This window comes from Salinisphaera orenii subsp. halophila YIM 95161 (genome assembly GCF_003732545.1).
Classification (GTDB): domain Bacteria; phylum Pseudomonadota; class Gammaproteobacteria; order Nevskiales; family Salinisphaeraceae; genus Salinisphaera; species Salinisphaera orenii_A.
Genome location: NZ_AYKF01000075.1, coordinates 25,845 through 46,796 on the forward strand (window position 1 = coordinate 25,845; position 20,952 = coordinate 46,796).

Genomic DNA, 20,952 nt, shown 5'->3' on the forward strand with positions numbered 1-20,952 from the left:
GCCGCAGGCCATGCGCGCGGGTCGCCCGTGGCCGGACCCATCGCGTATCATGCGGCGAGTTTCAGACAGCGGGGCCGGAATGGATTCCTCCATCGTGTTCATCGGCGGCGGCAACATGGCCACCAGCCTGGTCAGCGGGCTGCGCAGCGCCGATTGTCCCGGCGAGCGCATCACCATCGTCGAACCCGACGCCGACAAGCGCCGACAGCTCGCCGACGACCACGGCGTCCGCACCGTGGCCGAGGCCGACGCCGAGGTGCTCGGCGCCGACGCGGTGATCCTCGCGGTCAAGCCGCAGCTGCTGCCCGAGGTCTGCGCCGATCTCGCGACCCGCTTCGCCGACCGCCGGCCGCTGATCATCTCGATCGCCGCGGGCGTGCCGCTGGCCGCGCTGGCGCAGTGGCTGGGCGAGGACTTCGCCTTCGTGCGCTGCATGCCGAACACGCCGTCGCTCATCGGTGCCGGGGCCACCGGCCTGTATGCCGGCACCGGGGTGACCGCCGACCAGCGCGAGCTCGCCGACGCCATTCTGGCGACCGCGGGGATCACGGTCTGGGTCGACGCCGAATCCCTGCTGGACGCGGTGACCGCCACGTCGGGCAGCGGCCCGGCCTACTTCTTCGCCTTCATGGAAGCCATGCACGCCGGCGCCCGCGAGCTCGGGCTGGACGACGACACCGCCCGCGAGCTGGTGCTGCACACGGCGCTGGGCGCGGCCCGCATGGCCATCGAATCCGGGGACGATCCGGCCACCCTGCGCGAGAAGGTCACCTCCAAGGGCGGCACCACCGCCGCCGCGCTCGACCGCTTCGAGGCGGGCGATCTCAACGCGCTGGTGCGCGACGCCATGCAGGCGGCCGCCCGGCGCGCCGACACCCTGGGCCAGGCACTGATGGACGACACACGCCGATGACATACAACGCGAACAACGCGCTGCTGTTCCTCGTCGATACCGTGATCGCGCTGTACACGGCCGTGGTGCTGCTGCGCGTGATCCTGCAGCTGGTGCACGCCGATTTCCGCAACCCGATCTCGCAGTTCGTCTGGCAGGCCACGCGCGTGCCCGTCGGCCTGGCGGGCCGGCTGATTCCGCGCTGGCGCAATCTGGACGTGCCGGCGCTGGTCTTCGTCGTCCTCCTGTGCCTGATCAACATCCAGGTGGATCTGTGGCTGGCCGCGCCCGAGTTCGGCGGGCAACCGCTGCTCATCGTCTGGTGGGCGGTGCTCAAGACCGGCGTGCTGATCTGCAACTTCTATTTCTTCACCATTCTGGTGCAGGCGCTGATGTCCTGGATCGCCCCCAATCAGTACTCGCCCGCCGCGGCGATGCTGTTCACCGTCAATGAGCCGCTGCTGCGCCCGGTGCGCCAGTACATGCCGTCGCTGGGCGGGCTCGATCTGTCGCCGCTGGTCGTCATCATCGGCCTGCAGGTCGTCAGCCGCCTGCTGCCCCTGCCTGGTTTGTTCCGCTAGCTGCCGATGGCCGAGCCGAACCCCCAGTCCGTCGGAATCGTCGAACCGCAGACGCTGCACGTGGCCGAGACCATGCCGCTGGACTGCGGCAAGACGATCGACCGCTTCGATCTGGTCTACGAGACCTACGGCACCCTCAATGCCGACCGCTCGAACGCGGTCCTGGTCTGCCACGCGCTGTCCGGCAATCATCACGCCGCGGGCTATCGCAGCGAGGACGACGAAAAGCCCGGCTGGTGGGACAAGTGCATCGGCCCGGGCAAGATGATCGACACCGACCATTTCTTCGTGGTCAGCCCGGCGAATCTCGGCGGCTACAACGGCTCGACCGGTCCCGGCAGCCTGCATCCGGAGACCGGACGCCACTACGGCCCGGACTTCCCGGTGCTGACCTGCAGCGACTGGGTGCGCTCGCAGAACATCCTGCGCGAGGCCCTGGGCATCGAGCAGTGGGCCGCCGTGATCGGGGGCAGCCTGGGCGGCATGCAGGTGATGCAGTGGTCGATCGACTATCCCGACCGCATCGCACACGCGATCGTGATCGCGGCCGCGCCCAAGCTCTCGGCCCAGAACATCGCCTTCAACGAGATCGCCCGGCAGGCGATCATCACCGACCCGGAGTTCCACGACGGCCGCTACTACGAACACGGCGTCGTGCCGCGGCGCGGGCTGATGCTTGCCCGCATGCTCGGCCACATCACCTATCTGTCGGACGACGCGATGCGCGCCAAGTTCGGCCGCGACCTGCGCGAGGGCCGCATCAACTACGGCTTCGACGTCGAGTTCCAGGTGGAGTCGTATCTGCGTTATCAGGGCGCGTCGTTCGTCGACCGCTTCGACGCCAACACCTATCTGCTGATGACCAAGGCACTGGACTACTTCGACCCGGCGCACGAGACCGGCGGCAGCCTGGCCAAGGCCTTCGCCCCGGCCACCGCGCGCTTCATGGTGGTCTCGTTCACTTCCGACTGGCGCTTCGCGCCGGAGCGCTCGCGCGAGATCGTGGATGCACTGGTGGACGCCGGCAAGCAGGTCTCCTACGCCGAGGTCACCTCCGACCTCGGCCACGACGACTTCCTGCTGACCATGCCGCACTACGTTCACACGCTGCGCACCTATCTCCACCGCGTGGCCTGCGAGCGCGACACATGAGCGTGCCCGCGGCCCCCACACGCGCCGAACTGCGCCCCGAGCTCGCGCTGATCTCGGACTGGATCGCGCCGGAGACGCGGGTGCTGGATCTCGGCTGCGGTGACGGCACCCTGCTCGCCCACCTGCACGCCGCGCGCAACGTTGCCGGCTACGGCCTCGAGATCGACGCCGACAACGTCATCGCCTGCGTCGCGGCCGGCGTCAACGTACTGCAGATGGATCTCGACGACGGGCTGTCCCAGTTCGAGAGCAAAAGCTTCGACTACGTGGTCATGAGCTCGGCGCTGCAGGAAGTGATGCGACCCGACCTGCTCATCGGCGAGATGCTGCGCATCGGCCGCGAATCCATCGTCACCTTCCCGAACTTCGGCCACTGGCGGCCGCGCGCCTCGCTGGGCCTGCGCGGCCTGATGCCGGTGTCCCGGACGCTGCCGAACCGGTGGTACGATACGCCCAATATCCATCTCTGCACGGTGCGGGACTTCGAGGCGCTATGTCGGGACAAGCAGGTCGAGATCGTACGCCGGCACGTCGTCAACCATGCCCATCAGAGCAACGTCATGATGCGCACCTTCCCGAATCTGCTCGGCGAGATCGCGCTCTATCAGCTGCGGGGCCACGACACGGACTGATCGCACTCGCCGTGCTGGCGCTCTTCGCCCTGGCCGGGCCGGTACAGGCGGGCAGCGTCGACAGCGGCGACTACACCGTGCAGTACAGCGCCGTGAACAGCATGCAGATCCCGGCCTCGGTCGCCGAGGCCAACGGCATCGAGCGCGCCGGCGACCGCGCCGTGGTCATGGTCACCCTGCAGCGGCCCACCGCCGACGCCCCGCTCAACGCCGTGCCCGCCCGGGTGACCGGGCAGGCCCGCACCCTCATGGGCGAGACCCGGCCACTGTCGTTCACCCAGGTGGAAAGCGCCAACAGCGTCTACTCGCTCGCCGGGCTGCCGATCAGCGACGACGACACCCTTACCCTGTCGCTGGACGTGCGCGCCGAGGACGGCAGCGCGATGATCCCCGTGGAGTTCAACCAGACCTTCTACACCGAATAGTAGCGGCCCGCGTCTGCACGGTCCCGGCCGCTACTCGCCGGTGACCGTCAGCTTGGCGCGTATGAATTCGCTGTGCGGCAGGTACAGCAGCTCGGCCATCTCGCGCAGCAGATGCTCCTCCTGGGCATCGAGATGCCGGTCGGCATAGGCCACCCGCCAGAGCATCTCCAGCACCTGGCGCTTCTCGGTCGGGTCCAGCCCGTCGTTGAGCGTCTTCAGGAAACGATAGAGCGAGACGGCCTCCTGAGCCTCCGGCCGCGCCGCGTCCAGCAGCTCCTCGGTCTCGTCGTCGTCGAGTCCGAAATAAGCCTTGAGCTGGCGGCGGATCTCCGCGTACTCCTCGGGCGCGTGCTGGTGATCGGCGTGGGCCATCTCCAGCAGCAGGACGGCCGCGGCGATCCGCTTGCCGGCCTCCGGGTCGCGCTGTTCGTCCGGATCCGGATCGATCGCGTGCCGCAGTCGTTCGAGCAATCCCATAGAAGCCTCCACTAACCCTCGTCGCTGTCCAGAAAGGCGATGACCCGCTGCCGCAGGTCGGTCAGGCGGCCGTGCAGGAAATGCCCGGCACCCGCCAGGATCTGGACATCGACCGGCGGCTCGAGTGCCCGCACGGCCGCAATCGATGCGTCGACGTCGATCACATCGTCGGCGTCGCCGAAGATCGCCAGCCACTCGGTCTCCGGCCGTGGCGGGGCGCCGTCGAAGTAGGCCGCGGGAAAACCGACGGTCACCAGCCGCGGCGCGCCGTCGCCGGCGGCCAGCCGCAGCGCCACCGCGGACCCGAACGAAAAGCCGCAGACGCCGGCCAGCGGCTCGCCGGAGGCCTCGAGCGCCCAGTCGCGCACCGCGCGGGCATCGTCGACCTCGCCGACGCCGTCGTCGAAGCCGCCCCCGCTTTCGCCCACACCGCGGAAGTTGAAACGCACGGCGGTGTAGCCGGCCTCCACCGCGGCCCGGGCCATCATGTAGGTGACCTTGTTATCCAGCGTCCCGCCCTGCTGCGGATGCGGATGACAGACCAGGACCAAACCGCCGGTGGCCTCATCCGGTCGGCCGACACTGACCTCGAGCGGGCCGTCCGGGCCGTCGATCAATCCGCGGGTGCTCTCGCCCGCATCAGGCCATTCAAGCATTGCTGTCGTTTCCTTCCTGTCGTTCCCGTTCGAGCGCTGCCTCGCTGTCCGGCAGGGCGCCGGGCAGCGTGCGGCCGCTGGCCGCCACGGCGCGCTCGGCCCGTGCGCGGCGCCGATCGCCGGCATCCTTTTTCGGCGCGTAATAGATCAGCGTGTCGCCGACCTCGGCGCGCGGCGTGCCGCCGGCGGCGTTGAACAGCAGCGTGCCGTCGGCATAGCGCCGGGCGATGAAGATCGCGTCGGCCGGGCAGTCGCGTTTGAAGTCCTCGAAACTGTAGCTCTCGGTGATGCGCGTCTTGTAGAACTGCCAGCTCTGGAAATGCCGCCGCCACAACTCCTCGTACTGGGCGTTGTTGTTGAAGGCGGGCCGCCCGCGCAGCGGCCGGGCGACGATCTTGGCGCCGTTATCCTCGTCGGCGGCGTACATCGGCAGCTGGAAGACCCTATCGTGCTCCAGGCTGGTGACGTAGTGGGAGCACACCAGTGCGTTGTAGGCGTCGTTGCTGGTGGCGGCCAGCAGGCAGGCGATCTCGTTGAGCTCCAGCGACTGCTGGATCTGTTCGGAGAGCACCTCACCGTAGAGCACCCTTACGCCGGCCAGCCGCGCCGTGCGCAGCCGGTGCCAGGACGAATCCACCAGCACCACCTGCACGTCCAGTTCGTTGGTCAGCGCGCGGGCGAGCTCCGTCGACCAGGGCGAGGCACCGACGATGAGAACGCCCTTGGGCTCCGACGACAGGCGCAGCCAGCGGGCCAGTCGGCCGATGGAAAAGCCGTGCAGGATGACGGTGGAGAACACCACCGCGAAGATCAGCGGCAGCAGCTGCTCGGCGCCGCCGTAGCCGGCCTCGACCATGCGCGGGCCGAACACGCCGGCCACCGCCGCCGCCACGATGCCGCGAGGCGCGATCCAGCCCACGAGGACCCGGTCGCGCCAGTTCATGTCGGTGAACATCGTGGACAGGAACACCGCCGCCGGCCGCACCACAAACAGCACCGCCAGCACCAGCGCGCCCGCGTGCCAGTCCAGATGCAGCAGCACGTTCGGATCCAGATCGGCGGTGAGCACGATGAACACGGTCGAGACCATGAGAATCGTGATGTATTCCTTGAATCGACGCAGTTCGGCCATGCCCGCGATCGACATGTTGCCCATGATCATGCCCATCACGGTCACGGCCAGCAGGCCAGCCTCGGCGAAGAACTCGCTGGCCACGCCGTAGATCACGAGCACGAAGGCGAAGGTCAGCGGCGCCTTGAGATATTCCGGAACCCAAGTGTGATTGAACGCCCAACCGAGCAGCCAGGCCACGCCGCCGCCGAGGATCAGCGAGATCAGGATCGCCCAGCCCAGATCGATGAACACCTGCATGCCGTCGGCCGCGTCGGCCCCGGCAAACACGAAGTACTGGAAGACCAGCACCGCGAGCAGCGCCCCGATCGGGTCGTTGATGATGCCTTCCCATTTCAGGTACGAGGCCGTGCGGCGATTGAGCCCGGCCTGCCGCAGCATGGGGATGATCACCGTCGGCCCGGTGACGATCAGGATGGCGCCGAACAGCAGCGACACCGGCAGGCTCAGCTGGCCGATGTAGTGCGCGGCCAGCGTGTACAGCAGCCACGACAGCGCCGCGCCCACCGACACCAGGCGCTTCACGCCCGAGGCGGCCTCCTTGAACTCGTGCAGCCGCAGGCTCAGCCCGCCCTCGAACAGGATCACGGCCACCGCCAGGCCCACCAGGGGCGACAGCACCTCGCCGATGTCCTCGCTGGGATTGACCACGCCCAGCACCGGCCCGGCGAGCACGCCGCTGACCAGAAACAGCACGATCGCCGGCATCTTCAGCCACCACGCCACCCACTGGGAGAACACGCCCAGCGCGACGATGGTGATGAGAATGATGGACAGATGATGTTCCATGCGCTATCCGACGCCGACGACGAATCGCCGCGCTGTGCTCGCAGTGAATGGGGATACCGGCGTCAGCATACGCATTCCGGCCGCTTCACGCCCGCCGTCGACGGGCGTGGCACTCGGGCGCGCGCGCCCGGCGCTAGAGCGAATCCCAGCTGTTCTTGCGACGCCGGCGGAACAGCGGCAGCACCAGGCCGACGACGATGCCGCCGACGAGGATGAGCGCGCCGATCTTCATGCCCTCGCGACGGCTCTGCAACGCCTCGTTCTGATGGCGCAGCCGTTCGAGCTCGCTTCGCATCGACATGATCTGCTCGCGGAATTTCTCGTTCTCTTCGCTGATGCGGATGGCATCGGCCGACGTCTCCCGCAGGTTCTGGAGCTCGGAGGACAGCCGCTCGTTCTCGGAAACCAGCTTGCGCTTGGTCTCGCCGAGCTCCTTGGAGCCGCTCAAGGCCTCCGAGAGCTCTTCCTTGAGTTCGGCGTTCTCCTGTTTCAGCGCTTCGGTCTGCTGCTGCATGTCCGCGATCCGGGTGCGGGCCGCCGGGTCCTCGGACAAAAAGCGCGTCAGCACGTACCCGGTGTCGCCGTCTTCCGTGCGGATCTCGGTCCAGCCGTTACTCTCGGAGCGCGTCTCGACCCGATCGCCGGCGGCCAGCAACTCGGTGATCCGATAGCTCGTCCCGGGCCCCCGCCGCATGTTGATCGACAATTCATCGCTGACATAGCGCGTCGCCGCACTCGCCGAAACGGTGACCATTATCAGGCCGGCCACGCCGACCAGCTGTCCCACCCGATACCGCATGCTCGCCCTTTCGAATGCACAATGCTCGGCGCGATCCCTGACCGGCGCGCCCCGACCGAGGCCGCGAGTGTAGCAAACCGCATGCGCGCGACCAGACCGCCCCGACGGCCTTGCCCGACGCGCTAGACTGCCGCCAGTTTCGATCGACCCATTCGACCCGCCATGCTCTTGACCGACATCGGCGCCAACCTGGCGCACGAAAGCTTTGCCGAAGACCTGGACGCGGTGCTCGAGCGCGCCGACGCGGCCGGCGTGAGCCGCCTGATCGTGACCGGCAGCGACCTGGCCAGCAGCCGCGCGGCCATCGACATCGCCCGGGCCCACCCCGGCCGCTGCCACGCCACCGCCGGCCTGCATCCACACCACGCCGAGGACTGGGACGAGCCCCTGGCCGGGCTCATGCGCCGGGCCGCGTCCGGCGGCGACATCGTCGCCATCGGCGAGGCGGGGCTGGATTTCTTCCGCGACATCTCCCCGCGGGCGGCCCAGGAGCGGGTGTTCGCCGCCCAGCTCGAGATCGCCTGCGAACACGGCCTGCCGGTCTTTCTTCACCAACGCGAGGCCCACGCCCGGTTTCTGCCGATCCTGCGCGATTACCTGCCGGACCTGCCGCGCGCCGTGGTGCACTGCTTCACCGACGACGGCGACGCCCTCGATGCCTATCTCGCCGAGGACCTGCACATCGGCATCACCGGCTGGATCTGCGACGAGCGCCGCGGCGCCGAGCTGCACGCCATCGTCGACCGCATTCCCGACGACCGCCTGATGATCGAGACCGACTGCCCCTACCTGATGCCCCGTACGATCCGGCCGAAACCCCGGACACGCCGCAACGAGCCGGCCAACCTGCCCTGGGTGCTGCAGACCGTGGCCGAGGCCCGCGGGCAATCGCAGGAGGCCGTGGCGGCCCACACCCACGCCAATGCCGCGCGGTTCTTCGGACTCACGGACGTCGGCTGAACGACACCCGGTGCACTACGGATGTCCATTCGTCGTGCACAACCGGTATGCTCCACGTTCTACCCAGACAATCCCATCAGGGAGGCTCCCCCATGTCCCAGAATCCCGAATCCGAAGCGCTCCGCAAGGACATCGACCAGCTCAAGCGCGATCTGTCCGCACTGGCCGAAACCTACAAGCGCTCGTCCGAGCAGCGCGCACAGGCCGGCATCGACTCCGCACGCGGCAAGTACGATGAACTCAAGCGCGAGGCCAACCGCCAGACGCAGGATCTCGGCAGCGAGATCGAATCGCGCCCGTTCACCAGCGTGCTCGCGGCGTTCGGCATCGGCCTGGTCCTGGGCAAGCTCATCGGTCGATAACCCATGAATGCCAAGGCAATACTGGCCAAGGCGTTCAGCCTCAACGTCCTCATCTGGCTGGGGATGCTCACCGCATTCGCCGGACTGCTCTGCTGTGCGGCCGGCGTCTACATGCTGCTGGCCAACCAGTTCACGCCGGCCGAGGCGGCACTGATCACCGGTGGCGGCCTGATCGGCCTCGTCATGCTGTTGCTGGTGATCGTGCTGATCGCCAGCGCCGGCGGCAAGAAGAGCAAGGCCAAACAGCTGCGTCGCAATCCGGACAACATGCTGGAACAGCAGCTGCGCCCGGTGATCGGCGATCAGGCGACCAACTGGGCCAAGCGCAACACCGGCCTCGCGGTCGTGGGCGCCCTGTCGGCCGGCGTGATCCTCACCGCCAGCCCGCGGATCCGCTCGCTGCTGATGGGCGCGGCCGGACCGCTGGCCACCCGCAAGGCCATCCAGGCCCTGCAGGACCTGTCCGACAACGGCGACTGACGGCGGCGCGGGACGCAACGACGAACGGAAGGCGCCGCCCCGGCGCCTGACGTCTGCCCCGACCGCACCGAGCCGTTTCGGCGCGGAGCGGCGGCCACGCCTGCCCGGCTGTCGGTATTCATGACAGGTTCAGGTAGGCCATTGCAGAGCGGTACACGGTTCCATGCGCACCGTCGAAACCGCCATTAACGCCAGATGACGGCGTGTATACCCGCGCGGCCCCGCATATGCGGGGCAAAAGTCGCCGTGCCCGGCTGTCGAGAAATCTTACGACACCGCTATCCCTGCTGCTGAAAAGAAACACAACAAGCTGAATAAAAACGGTTATTATTCTGGCATCGATTTTGCCGGTTTATGGGTGATTGCGGTACCGGATCCTCGAATCATCCGTATCGGCCCAATCGGCAACGCGGAGCGCATGCGCCGCCGGGTGGACCGATAGCCGCTTTCATAACCGTTGTGCGGTGGCCGGGGTCGCGTTTCTGGGGAGCGTGATCCCGGTTTTAGGTCGCACCGCGGCGAACGACTCGGGGGCCGGGCAAGCGGTCCCGGAGATTCGACGACGGTTGTCCCGCAATCCCGCGTCAGACGCACGTACCGGACGCGCAACGACGGCGAACGTCGTGGCGATCTGCGGCCCGGCGCCATCTCGCCGGCGGCTGCCATTCCACACTGGCCGAACCGGCGAGCGATCACGCCCCGAGTCCGTTTCAGCCCCGTATCCTGCCCCGGACGACCCCGAGCGCGCGGGCGCGGTTCATCCGCCCACGGTCCGTGCCCGAGTCGCGGCGACGATCACGCATGGCGCGGCCCGAGCATGATGATTGCCGCGCCCAGCAGACAGACGACGACGCCCACGATATCGGCGGTCGTCGGCCGGACCGAATCCACTACCCACAGCCAGGCCAGCGCCACGCCGATATAGATACCGCCATAGGCCGCATAGACCCGCCCCGCGGCCTCCGGATGCAGCGTCAGCAGCCAGGCGAAGCCCGCCAGGCAGACGCCCGCGGGCACCAGCAACCAGGCGCTGTGGCCCTTGTGCAGCCACAGGTACGGCAGATAGCAGCCGATGATCTCCACCACCGCGGTGAAGACGAACAGACCGAAGACCTTGAGCAGTGCCATGCTTGTCCGTGTTGGATCGGGGTGGATGCCTGCGGCCGCGAGCGGCCGCAGGCGGCGCGAATACGCGCCGTGCGTCGCAATTAAAGCAAGACGCGTGCCTTCGACCACCGGCCGCTGTTGCACGGGCGTGGTGCAGGATACCGTGGCAGGCGGCGGCGCTCGGCAACCGACACGCGCCCGACCGCTTCAATGCGTGCCGGGTGCGGTGACCAAGCCGGCCGTGCGCGGGGTGCGCGGGGTGCGCGTATCTCGGTGTGCGGCATCGAACTATTTATCCGCCCTACGCGGGGCACGCGGGCATCATGACGCTCCAACGCGCGAGGCGGCACGCGAGCCAGCGCTTCATCGGCGTGCCTGGCCTGTCAAACGGCAACGCGCCCTCAGTCGTCGATATCCAGCCGCAGCCGCGTGATCGTCGCCGTGCCGTCGCGCACCCGCAGCGTCGCCGCTTCGCTCAATGTCAGCTCGCGGGCGTCGGGCGCCGTGCCGAGCCGCTCCTCGATCTCGGAGAAGGCGAGGACCCCGTCCTCCGTGGCCAGCAGCTGCGGCGTGCCCCGCCGATAGCGGTACGCGTCGGCCTGCTCGAAGGTATCGCGCCAGAGCGTTTCCAGCTCGGCCCGCGTCAGGCGCGTCCAGCCGGCGCCGTTGGGCAGGCGCACGCGGATCTCCGCGTCGCGGTCGATCCGGGCCACGATCCCCGCGGCATCGCGGCCCCCGGCGGCCTCGTCGACGGCGCGCAGCGTCGCCAGCACGGCCTCGCGTCGCGCCGCGTCGAGCGCGCCCCGGCCCGCCTCGCCCTCGCCGCGCTCGACCAGGAACTGCTGGGCCTCCGGATCGTTGCCTGTCCAGGCCGCGGTGCGGATCCACTCCAGCCCGGCCAGCTGCTCGCCGCGCGCGTAGAGGCGCCGGCCCAGCAGCCACTGCGCCTCGGTCGTATCCTGCTCGGCGGCCTCGCGCAGCCAGCGGCCCGCGGCCTCGGTGTCGGCCGTGGTCCCGCGCCCGTCCCGATAGGCCAGCGCCAGCTGCAGCATGGCGTTGCCCGAGCCCTGCTCGGCGGCGCGGCGATACCAGGTCAGGGCCCGGGCCTCGTCGCGCCCGGTGCCCTCGCCGGCGGCATACATGTTGGCCAGGTTCGTCATGCCCTGCACGCTGCCCGCCTCCGCCAGCGCTTGGTAGCGCTCGAACGCGGCCTCGTAGTCGCCGGATTTATAGACCGCATAGGCCTTGAGCACGCGCACCATCTCGCGCGCGACATGATCCTGATCCCCGGTCGCCGGCGACGTGCCGAACGAGGACGTCTGTGCGACCGCGCCCGTCGCCAACAGCAGGCCCATCGCCGCCGCCGTTCCGCGCAGCCCTCGCCTCCCGCCGTTTCCGATGGTCATGCCGCCCCCTGAGCGCGCCGGTATCGAATCCCGAGACTAGCAGCCTGCGGACGAAACGGGCGCGAAAGACGACGCACACGGAAACGAAAGCGCAACCATTCGGCATGCCACGAAGGCCAGGCCGATCAGCCGGCGGGCCCGATCGCCGTCGAGCCCCCTGGCCGGCGCCCGACCCGGCCACGCCTTTTACGTTCGCAGCACGCACTAAGGCTCCCGCCCGCAGACAGCTCAAACCCGACACCGACGGCGCGGCGTGGACCCGCGGCGGCCGAGCGTGGATACTCGTATCGCTCACCACAGAACCATCAAAGGGAGATTCGCATGCGCAAGGCTGTCACCATCCTCGCGGTCGCCACCGCCGGGCTCGCACTCACCGCCTGCGGCGATTCCGAGCCGCATCGGCCGCATTCGCACGGCGGTCCCGCGGCCGCGCCGCCGGCCTCGCCCGCCATCCATTTCCAGGTCAACGACGCCAACGGCAACGCGATGGACCTCACCATCGAATGCGGCGCCGATACGTCGCTCAAGGAATGCGCCGAGGTCAATCAGAAGATCATCGACAAGGTCTCGTCGGCACAGGGCAAGGCCGGCAAGTAGGCGCGCGGACCGGGCGCGACCGCACGACGCCGCGCGTCCGGCTCGCCCGGCCAGCACCGAGCCGCACCGCCGCGATGGCGATCTACCGCCGGTCCGGGCCCGAACCTGCCCAGGGCCGGCTCGCCCGGCCGCCGGCGCGATGCCGGGCCGCCCCGCACACCGGCGGTATCGATCTCAAACCGCCAGATCCTCGCGACGCGCGCGCAGCCGCCGCGCGTCCTGCGGCGACGGCAACAGCGCCAGCCCCGCCGTGAGCAGCCCGAGGCGCCCCAGAAACATGAGCACGATGATCACCCACTTGCCGGTGTCGTCGAGGGTGCGGTCGCGCCGAGGCTCAGGCCCACGGTGCCGATCGCCGAGGTCGCCTCGAAGATCAGCGGCACGAAGCCGCCGGCCTGGGTGAGCAGCAGCGCGAAGGTGCCGGTGATCAGGCAGATCATGTAGAAGGCGAACGCCGCGAGCGCCGAATTCACGCGCGCGGTGTCGATCTCGCGGCCGGCCAGCACGACCCGCTCGCGCCCGCGCAGCGTGGCCACGATGGCGCCCAGAAACACCGCCGCGGTCGTGGATTTCACGCCGCCACCGGTACCGGACGGCGACGCGCCGATGACCATGGCCACCACGATCAGCAGCAGCGACGCCAGCGCCATGTCGTTGATGGCGTAGGTATCGAAGCCCACGGTGGTCATCGCCGTCATGGTCTGGAAGAACGCCGCCAGCCAGCGCTCGCCCATCGGCAGTGCGGCGAGCGCGTCGTCGGCGAGCCCGATCAGCAGCGTGCCGACGATCATCAGCCCGAAGGTCACCCGCAGGATGATCGTCGAGGTAAGCGATACCCGGCCCGGCCGGCCGCGCGCCAGCCGCCACACATCGCTCATCACGATGAAGCCCAGCGCGCCGAGGATGCTCAGCGCCGCGATCGTGAGGTTGATGACGACGTCGTCGCGAAAGCCTTCCAGGCTGGTGTTGAACAGGCTGAAGCCGGCCGTGCAGAACGCCGAGATGGCGTGAAAGATACCGTTCCAGACCGGCGCGGGCGCGTCCGCGGCCATGAAGGCGGGCACCAGAATCGCGGCACCGATCGCCTCGATCACGAACGTGAACAGCACCACGCCGCGGATGAAGCGCGCCAGTTCCATGCCGCGGGGCAGCACGAACGCCTGGCGCGCGACCTTGGTGTGCAGCGAATCCAGCCGGTGGCGCACCGCCAGCATGAAGAACGAGCCCAGCGTCATGTAGCCGATGCCGCCGAGCTGGATCAGGCCGATGATCACCAGCTCGCCGAAGAAGCTGTAGCTGTCCGCCGGACTGATCGAGGCCAGACCCGTGGTGGATACCGCCGACGTGGCGATGAACAGATGATCCAGCCATGCGACGTCCTCGGCCGCCTGCGCCCACGGCAGGCAAAGCAGACCGAACCCGATCAGCACATACAACGCATAGCCGCCCGCCACCAGCCGCACCGGACGCTGGCGTCCCAGAAACCCGCGCACCCACCGCCACGCTCGCATACCGGACCGCCTCACCCGTCCCGACAGGACACGCGAGCGTGATGATACGACGACGCCGGCGCCCGCGGACCACGGCGGACACAAAAACTCCGCCGGGTTGCTACGCCCTCCTGAATGGCCCGGCACGCGGGCCGCAGGACGGCTCAGTCCACCGGCTGCCGGAGCGCATCGAGCCAGCGCACGGCTCGCTTCGCGGTCGCGTCCCGCATCACCAGGCCGAGATGCGACACGCCATCGAGCAGCTCGATATCCACGGCCGCGTTGTGCGGCGTGATCGCCGGCGCGTAGCGCTCCGGCCGAAAGGCCTCGTCCTCGGCGCCGGCCAGCAGGAGCGCCGGCGCGTCGAGGGTCGCGAACGCCGAGCGGTAGTCCGCCGGGCCGAAGCCCGTCATCAGCCGATACGAGTAGGCCAGTGTCTCCCGCCCGGTCCGATACCGCGCCGGCAGGTCGAAGTACAGCACATCCACACCGTTGAACCAGCGAATGCCCAATGCGTTCGCCGCCGCGATCGGCACGATGCGCCACAGATTCGGCCTCGCCCAGCCGTTGCCGCTCGGCCGCGCAGTGGGCGCGTCGTGGCCGAGATACGGCGCCAGCAGCAGATACCCCGATGCGAGATCGCCATGCTCTCCGGCCGCGAACCGCAACGCCAGGCCGCCGCCCGAGGAATGGCCGCCCACGATGACGCGGCCAGCGCCGCCCCACGACCGCAGATGGCCGACGAGATCCGCGAGATCGTCCTCGAGCTGGTCGATATAGGCGATATCGCCGCGCCGGCCCGGCGACGGCCCGTGGCCGCGCAGATCCGGCGTGACCACCTGCGCGGCGCCAGCGCCCGCGACCGCATTAGCGAAGCGTTGCAGATACACGCTGTCGGTGGCCGAGCCATGGATCAGGATCAGCCAGACCGGCGAATCCGCTTCGTAGTGGCGATAGTGCAGCCGGGCGCCGTCGCGCGCCCGATACGGCTGGCGCGGTGGCAGGGCGCCAGCGGTGTCGTCCGGCGCCATCAGCGCCGAGAAGTCGAGCCCGTCCGGCGTTGGCGACGAGCCTTCGCCCGAGCAGCCGAGCGGACAGGCCAGCATGGCAGCCAGCACGGCGGCGAGGCCGGGCCGGTTCACCGCCGGCCAGCACGCATCGGCATCGACGCCCGAATGGGCGCGAGGCCGCGAATCGAGCGCCCGCTTCGCCTCATCCGGTCATCGTGTTGCCGACTTGGGCAGCGGTCAAACACCGGCGCATTCTCCGAGTCGCGGAGCGTCCACGCAGCGGTCCGCGAACAGGCATCCGCTACCCGGCCGGGACGCATCCGAATACGTCGGCGCATTCACCGGCCCACAGCACGCCAACGCTCGGCCGGCGTCGGCGATCAACCAGCACGCAACGAAAAACGCGCCCGAAGCGACGGTGCACGGCACCCACCGCTTCGAACGCGTTTCGTCGCGAGGGCGGCTCACCGCCCCGTCGTCCGTCGCGTTACATGATCCCCATGAACGACAGTATCGCGATCACCACGACCACAAGCCCCACGAGATAGATGATCTGGTTCACGGCGTCTCCCTGACTGATTGATTCTGCATCGATCGTATCATCGAAAGTCTGCCCGAGTACGACGCATCGCAGCCGGGCGCCACCGGCCGAACCGAACGCGAGGCACCGCGGCGATCCTTTCGCGCGCCGGCAGCCGTCAACGGCCCGCCCCTGCGACGCATTCGATGCCCACAGACAGGCGATGCATCGCATCGATAGCCGTCGGGCGGCCGGTTTCGTGCCCATCGGTCATACCGGATACGCTGGTTCAACTGTCGGCGCCGACGTTAAACTCGCGACGGTGCCAGACTCGCGAAAATCGCTGCGGACAGCGGCCCCGCCCATCACGGGCGCCGGCGCAGCCGCCAGCGCCTCCCGCTCGCACCCGCAACGCGCCGGGGCCGAGCGGCTCACAGCGCCCCCTACAGTCATAACGAGAACAAGAAATGAACGACAATCCGACGTGTCCGGTCTGCAGCAACCAATCCTGGGACAATCGCGGCCACCGGACCTATCACCGCGCGGATCGGCAGCGCGGCGCGCGGCCCTATCGCAACGCCATGGAGGTCCTGTTCGACGTCTGGGCGCCGGGCCAGGACGCCTTCCGCGTCGAGTTCATCGCCTGCCGCAACTGCGGCTTTCTGACCTACAGCCCCCGGCCGACCGCCGACGACATCGCGCGCAAGTATCGGCACACGCCGAGCGACAGCGCCCAGGACGCGCCGGCGGCCACAGCGGCGCTCAGCCGGCAGGACGTTCGCCGCGCGCGGCGCCTGACCCGACTGATACTGGGCGAAACGAAAGCCAAGTCGACCCGCGGCCTGCGCGTGCTGGACTTCGGCGGCGGCGACGGCCGCATGCTCAGGGGCCTCGTCGACCGCGGCGCGCTGTGTCATCTCGTCGACTATTCCGAGCGCGTGCACCCGGGCGTCACCAAGATCGGCGACACCGAACACGACATCCCTGCGGATGCCAATTACGACGTCATCATCTGCAGCCATGTGGTCGAGCATCTGCCCGATCCGCGCGAAACCCTCGCCGCGCTGCGCGAGGCGCTGGCACCGGACGGCATCATCTATGTGGAGGTGCCGATCGAAGTCGTCGGCCAGCTACCGGCTGCCCACGAGCCGGTGACACATCTCAACTTCTTCACGCCCGACTCGTTGCGCGCCCTGCTGGCGTTCGCGGGCTATGGGGTGAGCTGGTCGCGCCTGGTCGCCGAGCCGCATCCGTGGGGCTACAAGCAACTGTGCGCCGGGGCCGTGGCCACCCCGGCCGCAATCGCGCCGGAGGACGTACCGGTGTCCGGGCTCGACGTCCTGGAACCGTATCTCGACGGCGCCTACGCGGTGCGCGCGAGGCGGCGCTGGGTGCTCGGCCTGGAAAAGCCCGACATGCTGCGCAAGGGGCTGCGAAAGCTGCCGATTCTCTGGCGCTATTCCTGATCGTCCGGGACGCTGTCCTGCGGGATCCGGCGACGCGTCAATCGACATCGTCCGGGCGTCACGACGAACACCACGGCATGGCATGGAGGCTCGACACGCCGCCGGCACGCGCCAGCGGCGACCTGCCAGACGATGGCGATGCAATGGTGGTCTCGTGCCGTAGCCGAGACCGACCCGCCTTCGACGCCCGACCCGCTCATCGATAGAGGGGCACCGCGGCCATCCGGCATGCCGCATGGCCCGACCCGCTCCCGCGACGCAGCCGCCCGGCCGCCATCGGCCTCGCCGGCGACGTCAGGCCGTCGCCGAGAATGCCTCGTGGTAGACGACCTCCCCCTGCGGAAACGCATCCCCGAGCGATAACGCCTGGAAATACGCCGGCGCCGCGCCGGCCAGCACCAGCCCTTCGACGGCCTCGAACCCGAACCGCCCGTAATAATCCGGGTCGCCCAGCACCACGCACCCCGAGGCGCCGATCGCGGCGAGATCCGCCAGCGCGGCGTCCACGAGTCGGGCGCCGATGCCCTGCCGTCGATGCGTCGGCAGCACCGCAAGCGGCCCCAGCCCGTACCAGTAGGCGCCGCCCGGCACGCTCACCGGCGACACGGCCACATGACCGACCATCGCCCCCTCGACCTCGGCCACCAGCGACACCGCCAGCGCGCCCGACCGGCGCAGCACCGCCACGATCAACGGCTCGGTCGCATCCGCATGCGGCGCCTCCCGAAAGGCGGCCTCGACGACCTGGTCGATACGCGCTTCGTCGCCCGGGGTTTCGTCGCGGATCCGGCAATTCAAAGGTCGCACTCCGGCATGGTCTGGACCATCAGCGAATCATCCCCGGGCCGCAACGCACAAGCCCGGGCATCATCGCTTCACGATTGCAGAACGTCGGATCATGCGTCGCAAGCCAGAGCGCCGGATCACTTTTCGACGAAGCCACGCAACGCCACAACCGTCATTGACGGTCCAGCCGGATCGGCGGTTTGGCGGAGAACGTGGCGATGGCAGACCCGCCCCGAGCGTCCCCGCTGACCGCGGCGCTCGCTGAAGCCTCTCGCTCCGCGTCCCCGGGCGCCGCTCGCAGCCACGCCAGGCGTTTATCGCGGAGACGGGGGCCATCGCCGCTAGCCGAGGAAGCGCCGAATCGCCGCCGCGATCTCCTCGGCGTGGGTTTCCAGGGCGAAGTGGCCGGTATCGAAGAACTGCACGTCGGCCTCCGGCATGTCGCGCTTGAACGCCTGTGCGCCCGGCGGCAGAAAGAACGGATCGTGCTGCCCCCACACGGCGAGGAACGGCGGCCGATGCGTTCTGAAATACGCCTGAAACGCCGGATACATTTCGATGTTGTAGCGATAGTCGCCGAACAGATCGAGCTGAACGTCGGCGATGCCCGCACGCGCCAGGTAATGCATATCCAGCATGTAGCCATCGGGGGAGACGCGCTCGGGCTCCGGCACACCGTGCGTGTACTGCCAGATCGTGGTCTCTTCGGTCAGCAAGGTGCGCAAGGCGTCGCGGTTGGTCTGCGACGGATCCTCCCAATAGGCGCGCACCGGATTCCAGCCGTCGCCCAGGCCCTCTTCGTAGGCATTACCATTCTGGCTGATGATTGCCGTGATGCGCTCCGGATGCCGCAGCGCCATGCGAAACGCGGTCGGCGCGCCGAAATCGAATACATAGACCGCGAAGCGGTCGAAGCCGACGCGTTCCGTGAACCCCGTCATCGAGTCCGCGAGCGATTCAAACCGGTTCGTCTCGGGCAGACCCGAACGACCGAAGCCGGGCATATCGGGGGCCACGAGATGATAGCGATCCGCCAGCTTAGGAATGAGATCCCGAAACATGTGGCTCGACGTCGGAAAGCCGTGCAACAAAAGCAATTTGGGCGCGCCAGGCACGCCGGCCTCGCGATAGAAGATGTCGATGCCGTCGACATCGACGCTGCGATAACGAATATCCGTCATGATGTACTCGCTGGGTTGATGAAACGAAAAGTGGTGACGTCACAGGCGCGATTCCGATAGGCCGTGCGTGCGCCGTTGCCGCGGGGCCGTGCCGAGCGAGCGGCGCGCCCTGAACTCGCGAGGTCGCACACCGCTCTGTCGTAGCCGCCCGGTCTGAACCGTCACCGGGTACGTGGCTAACCGTAGGGCCTTTCGCTTTCGAAGATAACGGGGCAGTATCGGGAATGACTCTCCCGAAATCCGGAGCGGCATGGATCGACTGGCGGCGATGTCGCTACTCATCGCGGTGGCCGAGACGGGCAATCTGTCCGCGGCATCGCGACGACTCGGCATCCCGTTATCGACCGTGCATCGCCGCATCGGCGATCTCGAAACATATCTGGGCAGTCGGCTGCTCCATCGCACCACGCGCCATACACGGCTGACCGACACGGGCGCGGCCTACGTTGCGGCGTGCCGGGGCATCCTCGAGCAAGTCGACGACGCCGAGCGGGCCGTACGCGGCGAATATGCCGTCCCGCGCGGCGAAGTCGTGATGACGGCACCGATCGTGTTCGGGCGACTGCATGTCGTGCCGTTGATCGCGGAATTCATGGCCCGCTACCCCGACATCGATATTCAACTGCTACTGGTCGATCGCCTCGTCCATCTGATGGAGGAACACGTCGACATCGCGCTGCGGATCGGCGAACTCGCGGACAGCAACATGGTGGCGATGCCCGTCGGCCGCATCGGCCGGGTCTGCTGCGCGGCCCCGGCCTATCTGGATCGCTTCGGGCGTCCGGGCCATCCCTGCGAACTGTGCCATCATCAATGCATCGCCATGGGCGCGCCGAACGAGCGGATCGCCTGGTCATTCGCCGACGAGGGGCAAACTCTCATGCAGCCGATCGAACCACGGCTGAGTGTGACGACCGCCGAAGGCACCATCGCCGCCGCGGAACACGGCAGCGGCATCACGCAGGTGTTGTCGTATCAGATCGCCGACGCGCTCGACGCCGCACGGCTGGAGGCCGTGCTCCAACCATTCGAGCCCGCCTCCTGGCCGGCCAGCCTCATACACGGCGGACAGGCGCCGATGCCGCAAAAAACGCGCGCCCTGCTCGATTTTCTCAAACCGCGACTGCGTGAGCGCCTGAGTGCAGGGTCAACCGGCGGTGCTAGAAAGCGGCGAGAACCTGACGTCCATTTGCAATGATCTCCGAGCTGGGAGACCGGGCGCACCTTGACTTATCGATTACAAGGCCTTTGAAAGTGCGTTGGACGTCACGGCCACGGATCGCGGCTCAACAAAACTACGCGCCGCAAGGCCATGATCGACTTTGTCGTTCGCGCGGCGGCTTGCTAGACATGGGGCGATGCAAGACCCGACCCCGTGCATGGCTAGCGGAGCCGTGACGGCAATTCACTCGGGTTCGCTTTGCCATGAGTACAGGCGAGGACCGTAATCTTTGCGCCTTCGACTCGGTACCAAACCAAAAACGGGAATCGGCGGAGGACCGCACGCCGAATTTCGCGGTATCTCTGCGGGTAAAGAAACGGAGTATCAGCAAGCCGGTCCAGAGTCGAACCGAATTCAGCGTTGAACTCGGCAGCCAGACCCGCTTGTTGCTGTTCGTACCATCGCTGCGCTTCGGCGACATCGCGTTCTGCAGCGCCACGAACATAAACGCTATAGCTCAAGGCAGCTGGCGCTTTAGCCGCTCGCGAACGTCAGACCATGAGCTTTCGTCGCCAGGATTGATGTCCGCGTCCGCAATACGCGTGTCCAATAGCGACCGCTCGGCAGCTGTGATCGGAACATCTTCTTCAGCCATCGTTTGCCAGACGGCCTCGATGAACTCCAACCGCTCAGCGGGCGTAAGTTCTTTTACCTTCGAGATCAGCGTTGCATCAATCATGGTTAGAGAATAGCGCGATCGTACTGTTAACCCAACGCCTGAACTGACGTGAACGAATTGCTAGCCTGCAACTTCACGCCGGGTTCTACCCCGTTTCCGCGGACGGTTGAGAACAGGTTAACGGGTATTTTCGGTCTTCGGCTGCCATGCG

The 20,952-nt window shown here is 68.0% G+C and carries 24 protein-coding genes; 12 read left to right on the forward strand and 12 right to left on the reverse strand.

Annotated features, from left to right (window positions below; translation table 11 throughout):
* Window positions 1-79: 79 nt before the first annotated feature.
* Genes proC through SAHL_RS07795 form a run of 5 tightly spaced genes read left to right on the forward strand, consistent with a single transcriptional unit; the run spans window position 80 to window position 3,682 of the window.
* The gene (proC, locus tag SAHL_RS07775; protein ID WP_123590841.1) at window positions 80-913 is read left to right on the forward strand and encodes a pyrroline-5-carboxylate reductase; all 834 of its coding nucleotides are present in this window, start codon (window positions 80-82) and stop codon (window positions 911-913) included.
* A complete protein-coding gene (locus tag SAHL_RS07780; protein ID WP_123590842.1) occupies window positions 910-1,473 on the forward strand; it encodes a YggT family protein in 564 nt (187 codons plus the stop codon). The genes proC and SAHL_RS07780 overlap by 4 nt, the downstream gene beginning before the upstream one ends.
* A 6-nt stretch (window positions 1,474-1,479) precedes the next feature.
* Window positions 1,480-2,625, forward strand: coding sequence for a homoserine O-succinyltransferase MetX (metX, locus tag SAHL_RS07785; protein WP_123590843.1), 1,146 nt, complete (start codon window positions 1,480-1,482; stop codon window positions 2,623-2,625).
* Complete coding sequence (gene metW, locus SAHL_RS07790) at window positions 2,622-3,257, forward strand: methionine biosynthesis protein MetW (RefSeq protein WP_123590844.1); 636 nt, start codon at window positions 2,622-2,624, stop codon at window positions 3,255-3,257. Before metX ends, metW begins: the two co-directional genes overlap by 4 nt.
* 11 nt (window positions 3,258-3,268) lie before the next feature.
* Complete coding sequence (locus tag SAHL_RS07795; RefSeq protein ID WP_123590845.1) at window positions 3,269-3,682, forward strand: DUF4426 domain-containing protein; 414 nt, start codon at window positions 3,269-3,271, stop codon at window positions 3,680-3,682.
* A 30-nt stretch (window positions 3,683-3,712) separates the two neighbouring features.
* Here SAHL_RS07795 and SAHL_RS07800 read toward each other — a convergent pair whose 3' ends face one another.
* From SAHL_RS07800 to SAHL_RS07815, 4 genes are all read right to left on the reverse strand, one after another.
* Window positions 3,713-4,159, reverse strand: a complete 447-nt coding sequence (locus tag SAHL_RS07800; RefSeq protein ID WP_123590846.1) for a tellurite resistance TerB family protein — start codon at window positions 4,157-4,159, stop codon at window positions 3,713-3,715.
* A gap of 11 nt (window positions 4,160-4,170) precedes the next feature.
* A complete protein-coding gene (locus SAHL_RS07805; RefSeq protein WP_123590847.1) occupies window positions 4,171-4,815 on the reverse strand; it encodes an alpha/beta hydrolase in 645 nt (214 codons plus the stop codon).
* Window positions 4,808-6,736: a cation:proton antiporter gene (locus tag SAHL_RS07810; RefSeq protein ID WP_123590848.1), complete on the reverse strand. Its 1,929-nt coding sequence runs from the start codon at window positions 6,734-6,736 to the stop codon at window positions 4,808-4,810. The genes SAHL_RS07805 and SAHL_RS07810 overlap by 8 nt, the downstream gene beginning before the upstream one ends.
* Before the next feature lie 133 nt (window positions 6,737-6,869).
* Window positions 6,870-7,535, reverse strand: a complete 666-nt coding sequence (locus SAHL_RS07815) for a TIGR04211 family SH3 domain-containing protein (protein WP_123590849.1) — start codon at window positions 7,533-7,535, stop codon at window positions 6,870-6,872.
* Window positions 7,536-7,697: 162 nt separating this feature from the next.
* Here SAHL_RS07815 and SAHL_RS07820 point away from each other — a divergent pair, with 162 nt between their 5' ends.
* From SAHL_RS07820 to SAHL_RS07830, 3 genes are all read left to right on the forward strand, one after another.
* Complete coding sequence (locus tag SAHL_RS07820; protein ID WP_123590850.1) at window positions 7,698-8,495, forward strand: TatD family hydrolase; 798 nt, start codon at window positions 7,698-7,700, stop codon at window positions 8,493-8,495.
* Between the two features lie 92 nt (window positions 8,496-8,587).
* Window positions 8,588-8,857 (forward strand): ElaB/YgaM/YqjD family protein, encoded by a 270-nt coding sequence (locus tag SAHL_RS07825; protein ID WP_123590851.1) that lies wholly within the window; start codon window positions 8,588-8,590, stop codon window positions 8,855-8,857.
* A gap of 3 nt (window positions 8,858-8,860) precedes the next feature.
* On the forward strand, window positions 8,861-9,337 hold the full coding sequence (locus SAHL_RS07830; protein ID WP_123590852.1) for a hypothetical protein: 477 nt from the start codon (window positions 8,861-8,863) through the stop codon (window positions 9,335-9,337).
* A 795-nt stretch (window positions 9,338-10,132) separates the two neighbouring features.
* Here the strand turns inward: SAHL_RS07830 and SAHL_RS07835 are convergent.
* Together SAHL_RS07835 and SAHL_RS18000 are read right to left on the reverse strand one after the other, a co-directional pair.
* Window positions 10,133-10,465 carry a YnfA family protein gene (locus tag SAHL_RS07835; protein WP_123590853.1) on the reverse strand — a complete coding sequence of 111 codons (333 nt, stop codon included), beginning with the start codon at window positions 10,463-10,465 and terminating at the stop codon, window positions 10,133-10,135.
* Window positions 10,466-10,845: 380 nt separating this feature from the next.
* The gene (locus tag SAHL_RS18000; protein WP_221177880.1) at window positions 10,846-11,799 is read right to left on the reverse strand and encodes a tetratricopeptide repeat protein; all 954 of its coding nucleotides are present in this window, start codon (window positions 11,797-11,799) and stop codon (window positions 10,846-10,848) included.
* Between the two features lie 372 nt (window positions 11,800-12,171).
* Here SAHL_RS18000 and SAHL_RS07845 point away from each other — a divergent pair, with 372 nt between their 5' ends.
* On the forward strand, window positions 12,172-12,447 hold the full coding sequence (locus SAHL_RS07845) for a hypothetical protein (RefSeq protein ID WP_123590855.1): 276 nt from the start codon (window positions 12,172-12,174) through the stop codon (window positions 12,445-12,447).
* 290 nt (window positions 12,448-12,737) lie between these two features.
* On the opposite strand, the gene SAHL_RS07850 is transcribed toward SAHL_RS07845, so the two are convergent.
* Window positions 12,738-13,958, reverse strand: coding sequence for a TrkH family potassium uptake protein (locus tag SAHL_RS07850; protein ID WP_123590856.1), 1,221 nt, complete (start codon window positions 13,956-13,958; stop codon window positions 12,738-12,740).
* Between the two features lie 143 nt (window positions 13,959-14,101).
* Entirely contained in the window at window positions 14,102-15,043 is a 942-nt protein-coding gene (locus SAHL_RS07855; protein WP_184947508.1) for an alpha/beta hydrolase, read from the reverse strand.
* On the opposite strand from SAHL_RS07855, the gene SAHL_RS17810 reads away from it, so the two are divergent.
* Together SAHL_RS17810 and SAHL_RS07865 are read left to right on the forward strand one after the other, a co-directional pair.
* Window positions 15,042-15,530, forward strand: coding sequence for a hypothetical protein (locus SAHL_RS17810; RefSeq protein ID WP_184947510.1), 489 nt, complete (start codon window positions 15,042-15,044; stop codon window positions 15,528-15,530). The genes SAHL_RS07855 and SAHL_RS17810 overlap by 2 nt on opposite strands.
* 404 nt (window positions 15,531-15,934) lie before the next feature.
* Window positions 15,935-16,933, forward strand: a complete 999-nt coding sequence (locus SAHL_RS07865) for a class I SAM-dependent methyltransferase (RefSeq protein ID WP_123590859.1) — start codon at window positions 15,935-15,937, stop codon at window positions 16,931-16,933.
* Between the two features lie 294 nt (window positions 16,934-17,227).
* Here the strand turns inward: SAHL_RS07865 and SAHL_RS07870 are convergent, their stop codons facing one another.
* Window positions 17,228-17,731 (reverse strand): GNAT family N-acetyltransferase, encoded by a 504-nt coding sequence (locus SAHL_RS07870; RefSeq protein ID WP_123590860.1) that lies wholly within the window; start codon window positions 17,729-17,731, stop codon window positions 17,228-17,230.
* A gap of 329 nt (window positions 17,732-18,060) precedes the next feature.
* Window positions 18,061-18,900 (reverse strand): alpha/beta fold hydrolase, encoded by an 840-nt coding sequence (locus tag SAHL_RS07875; RefSeq protein ID WP_123590861.1) that lies wholly within the window; start codon window positions 18,898-18,900, stop codon window positions 18,061-18,063.
* Window positions 18,901-19,150: 250 nt separating this feature from the next.
* Here SAHL_RS07875 and SAHL_RS07880 point away from each other — a divergent pair, with 250 nt between their 5' ends.
* On the forward strand, window positions 19,151-20,098 hold the full coding sequence (locus tag SAHL_RS07880; protein WP_123590862.1) for a LysR family transcriptional regulator: 948 nt from the start codon (window positions 19,151-19,153) through the stop codon (window positions 20,096-20,098).
* A 185-nt stretch (window positions 20,099-20,283) separates the two neighbouring features.
* Here the strand turns inward: SAHL_RS07880 and SAHL_RS18515 are convergent, their stop codons facing one another.
* Both SAHL_RS18515 and SAHL_RS07890 read right to left on the reverse strand, forming a co-directional pair.
* Window positions 20,284-20,583 carry a type II toxin-antitoxin system RelE/ParE family toxin gene (locus SAHL_RS18515; RefSeq protein ID WP_123590863.1) on the reverse strand — a complete coding sequence of 100 codons (300 nt, stop codon included), beginning with the start codon at window positions 20,581-20,583 and terminating at the stop codon, window positions 20,284-20,286.
* Window positions 20,580-20,801: an addiction module protein gene (locus tag SAHL_RS07890; protein ID WP_123590864.1), complete on the reverse strand. Its 222-nt coding sequence runs from the start codon at window positions 20,799-20,801 to the stop codon at window positions 20,580-20,582. Before SAHL_RS07890 ends, SAHL_RS18515 begins: the two co-directional genes overlap by 4 nt.
* Between the last annotated feature and the right edge of the window lie 151 nt (window positions 20,802-20,952).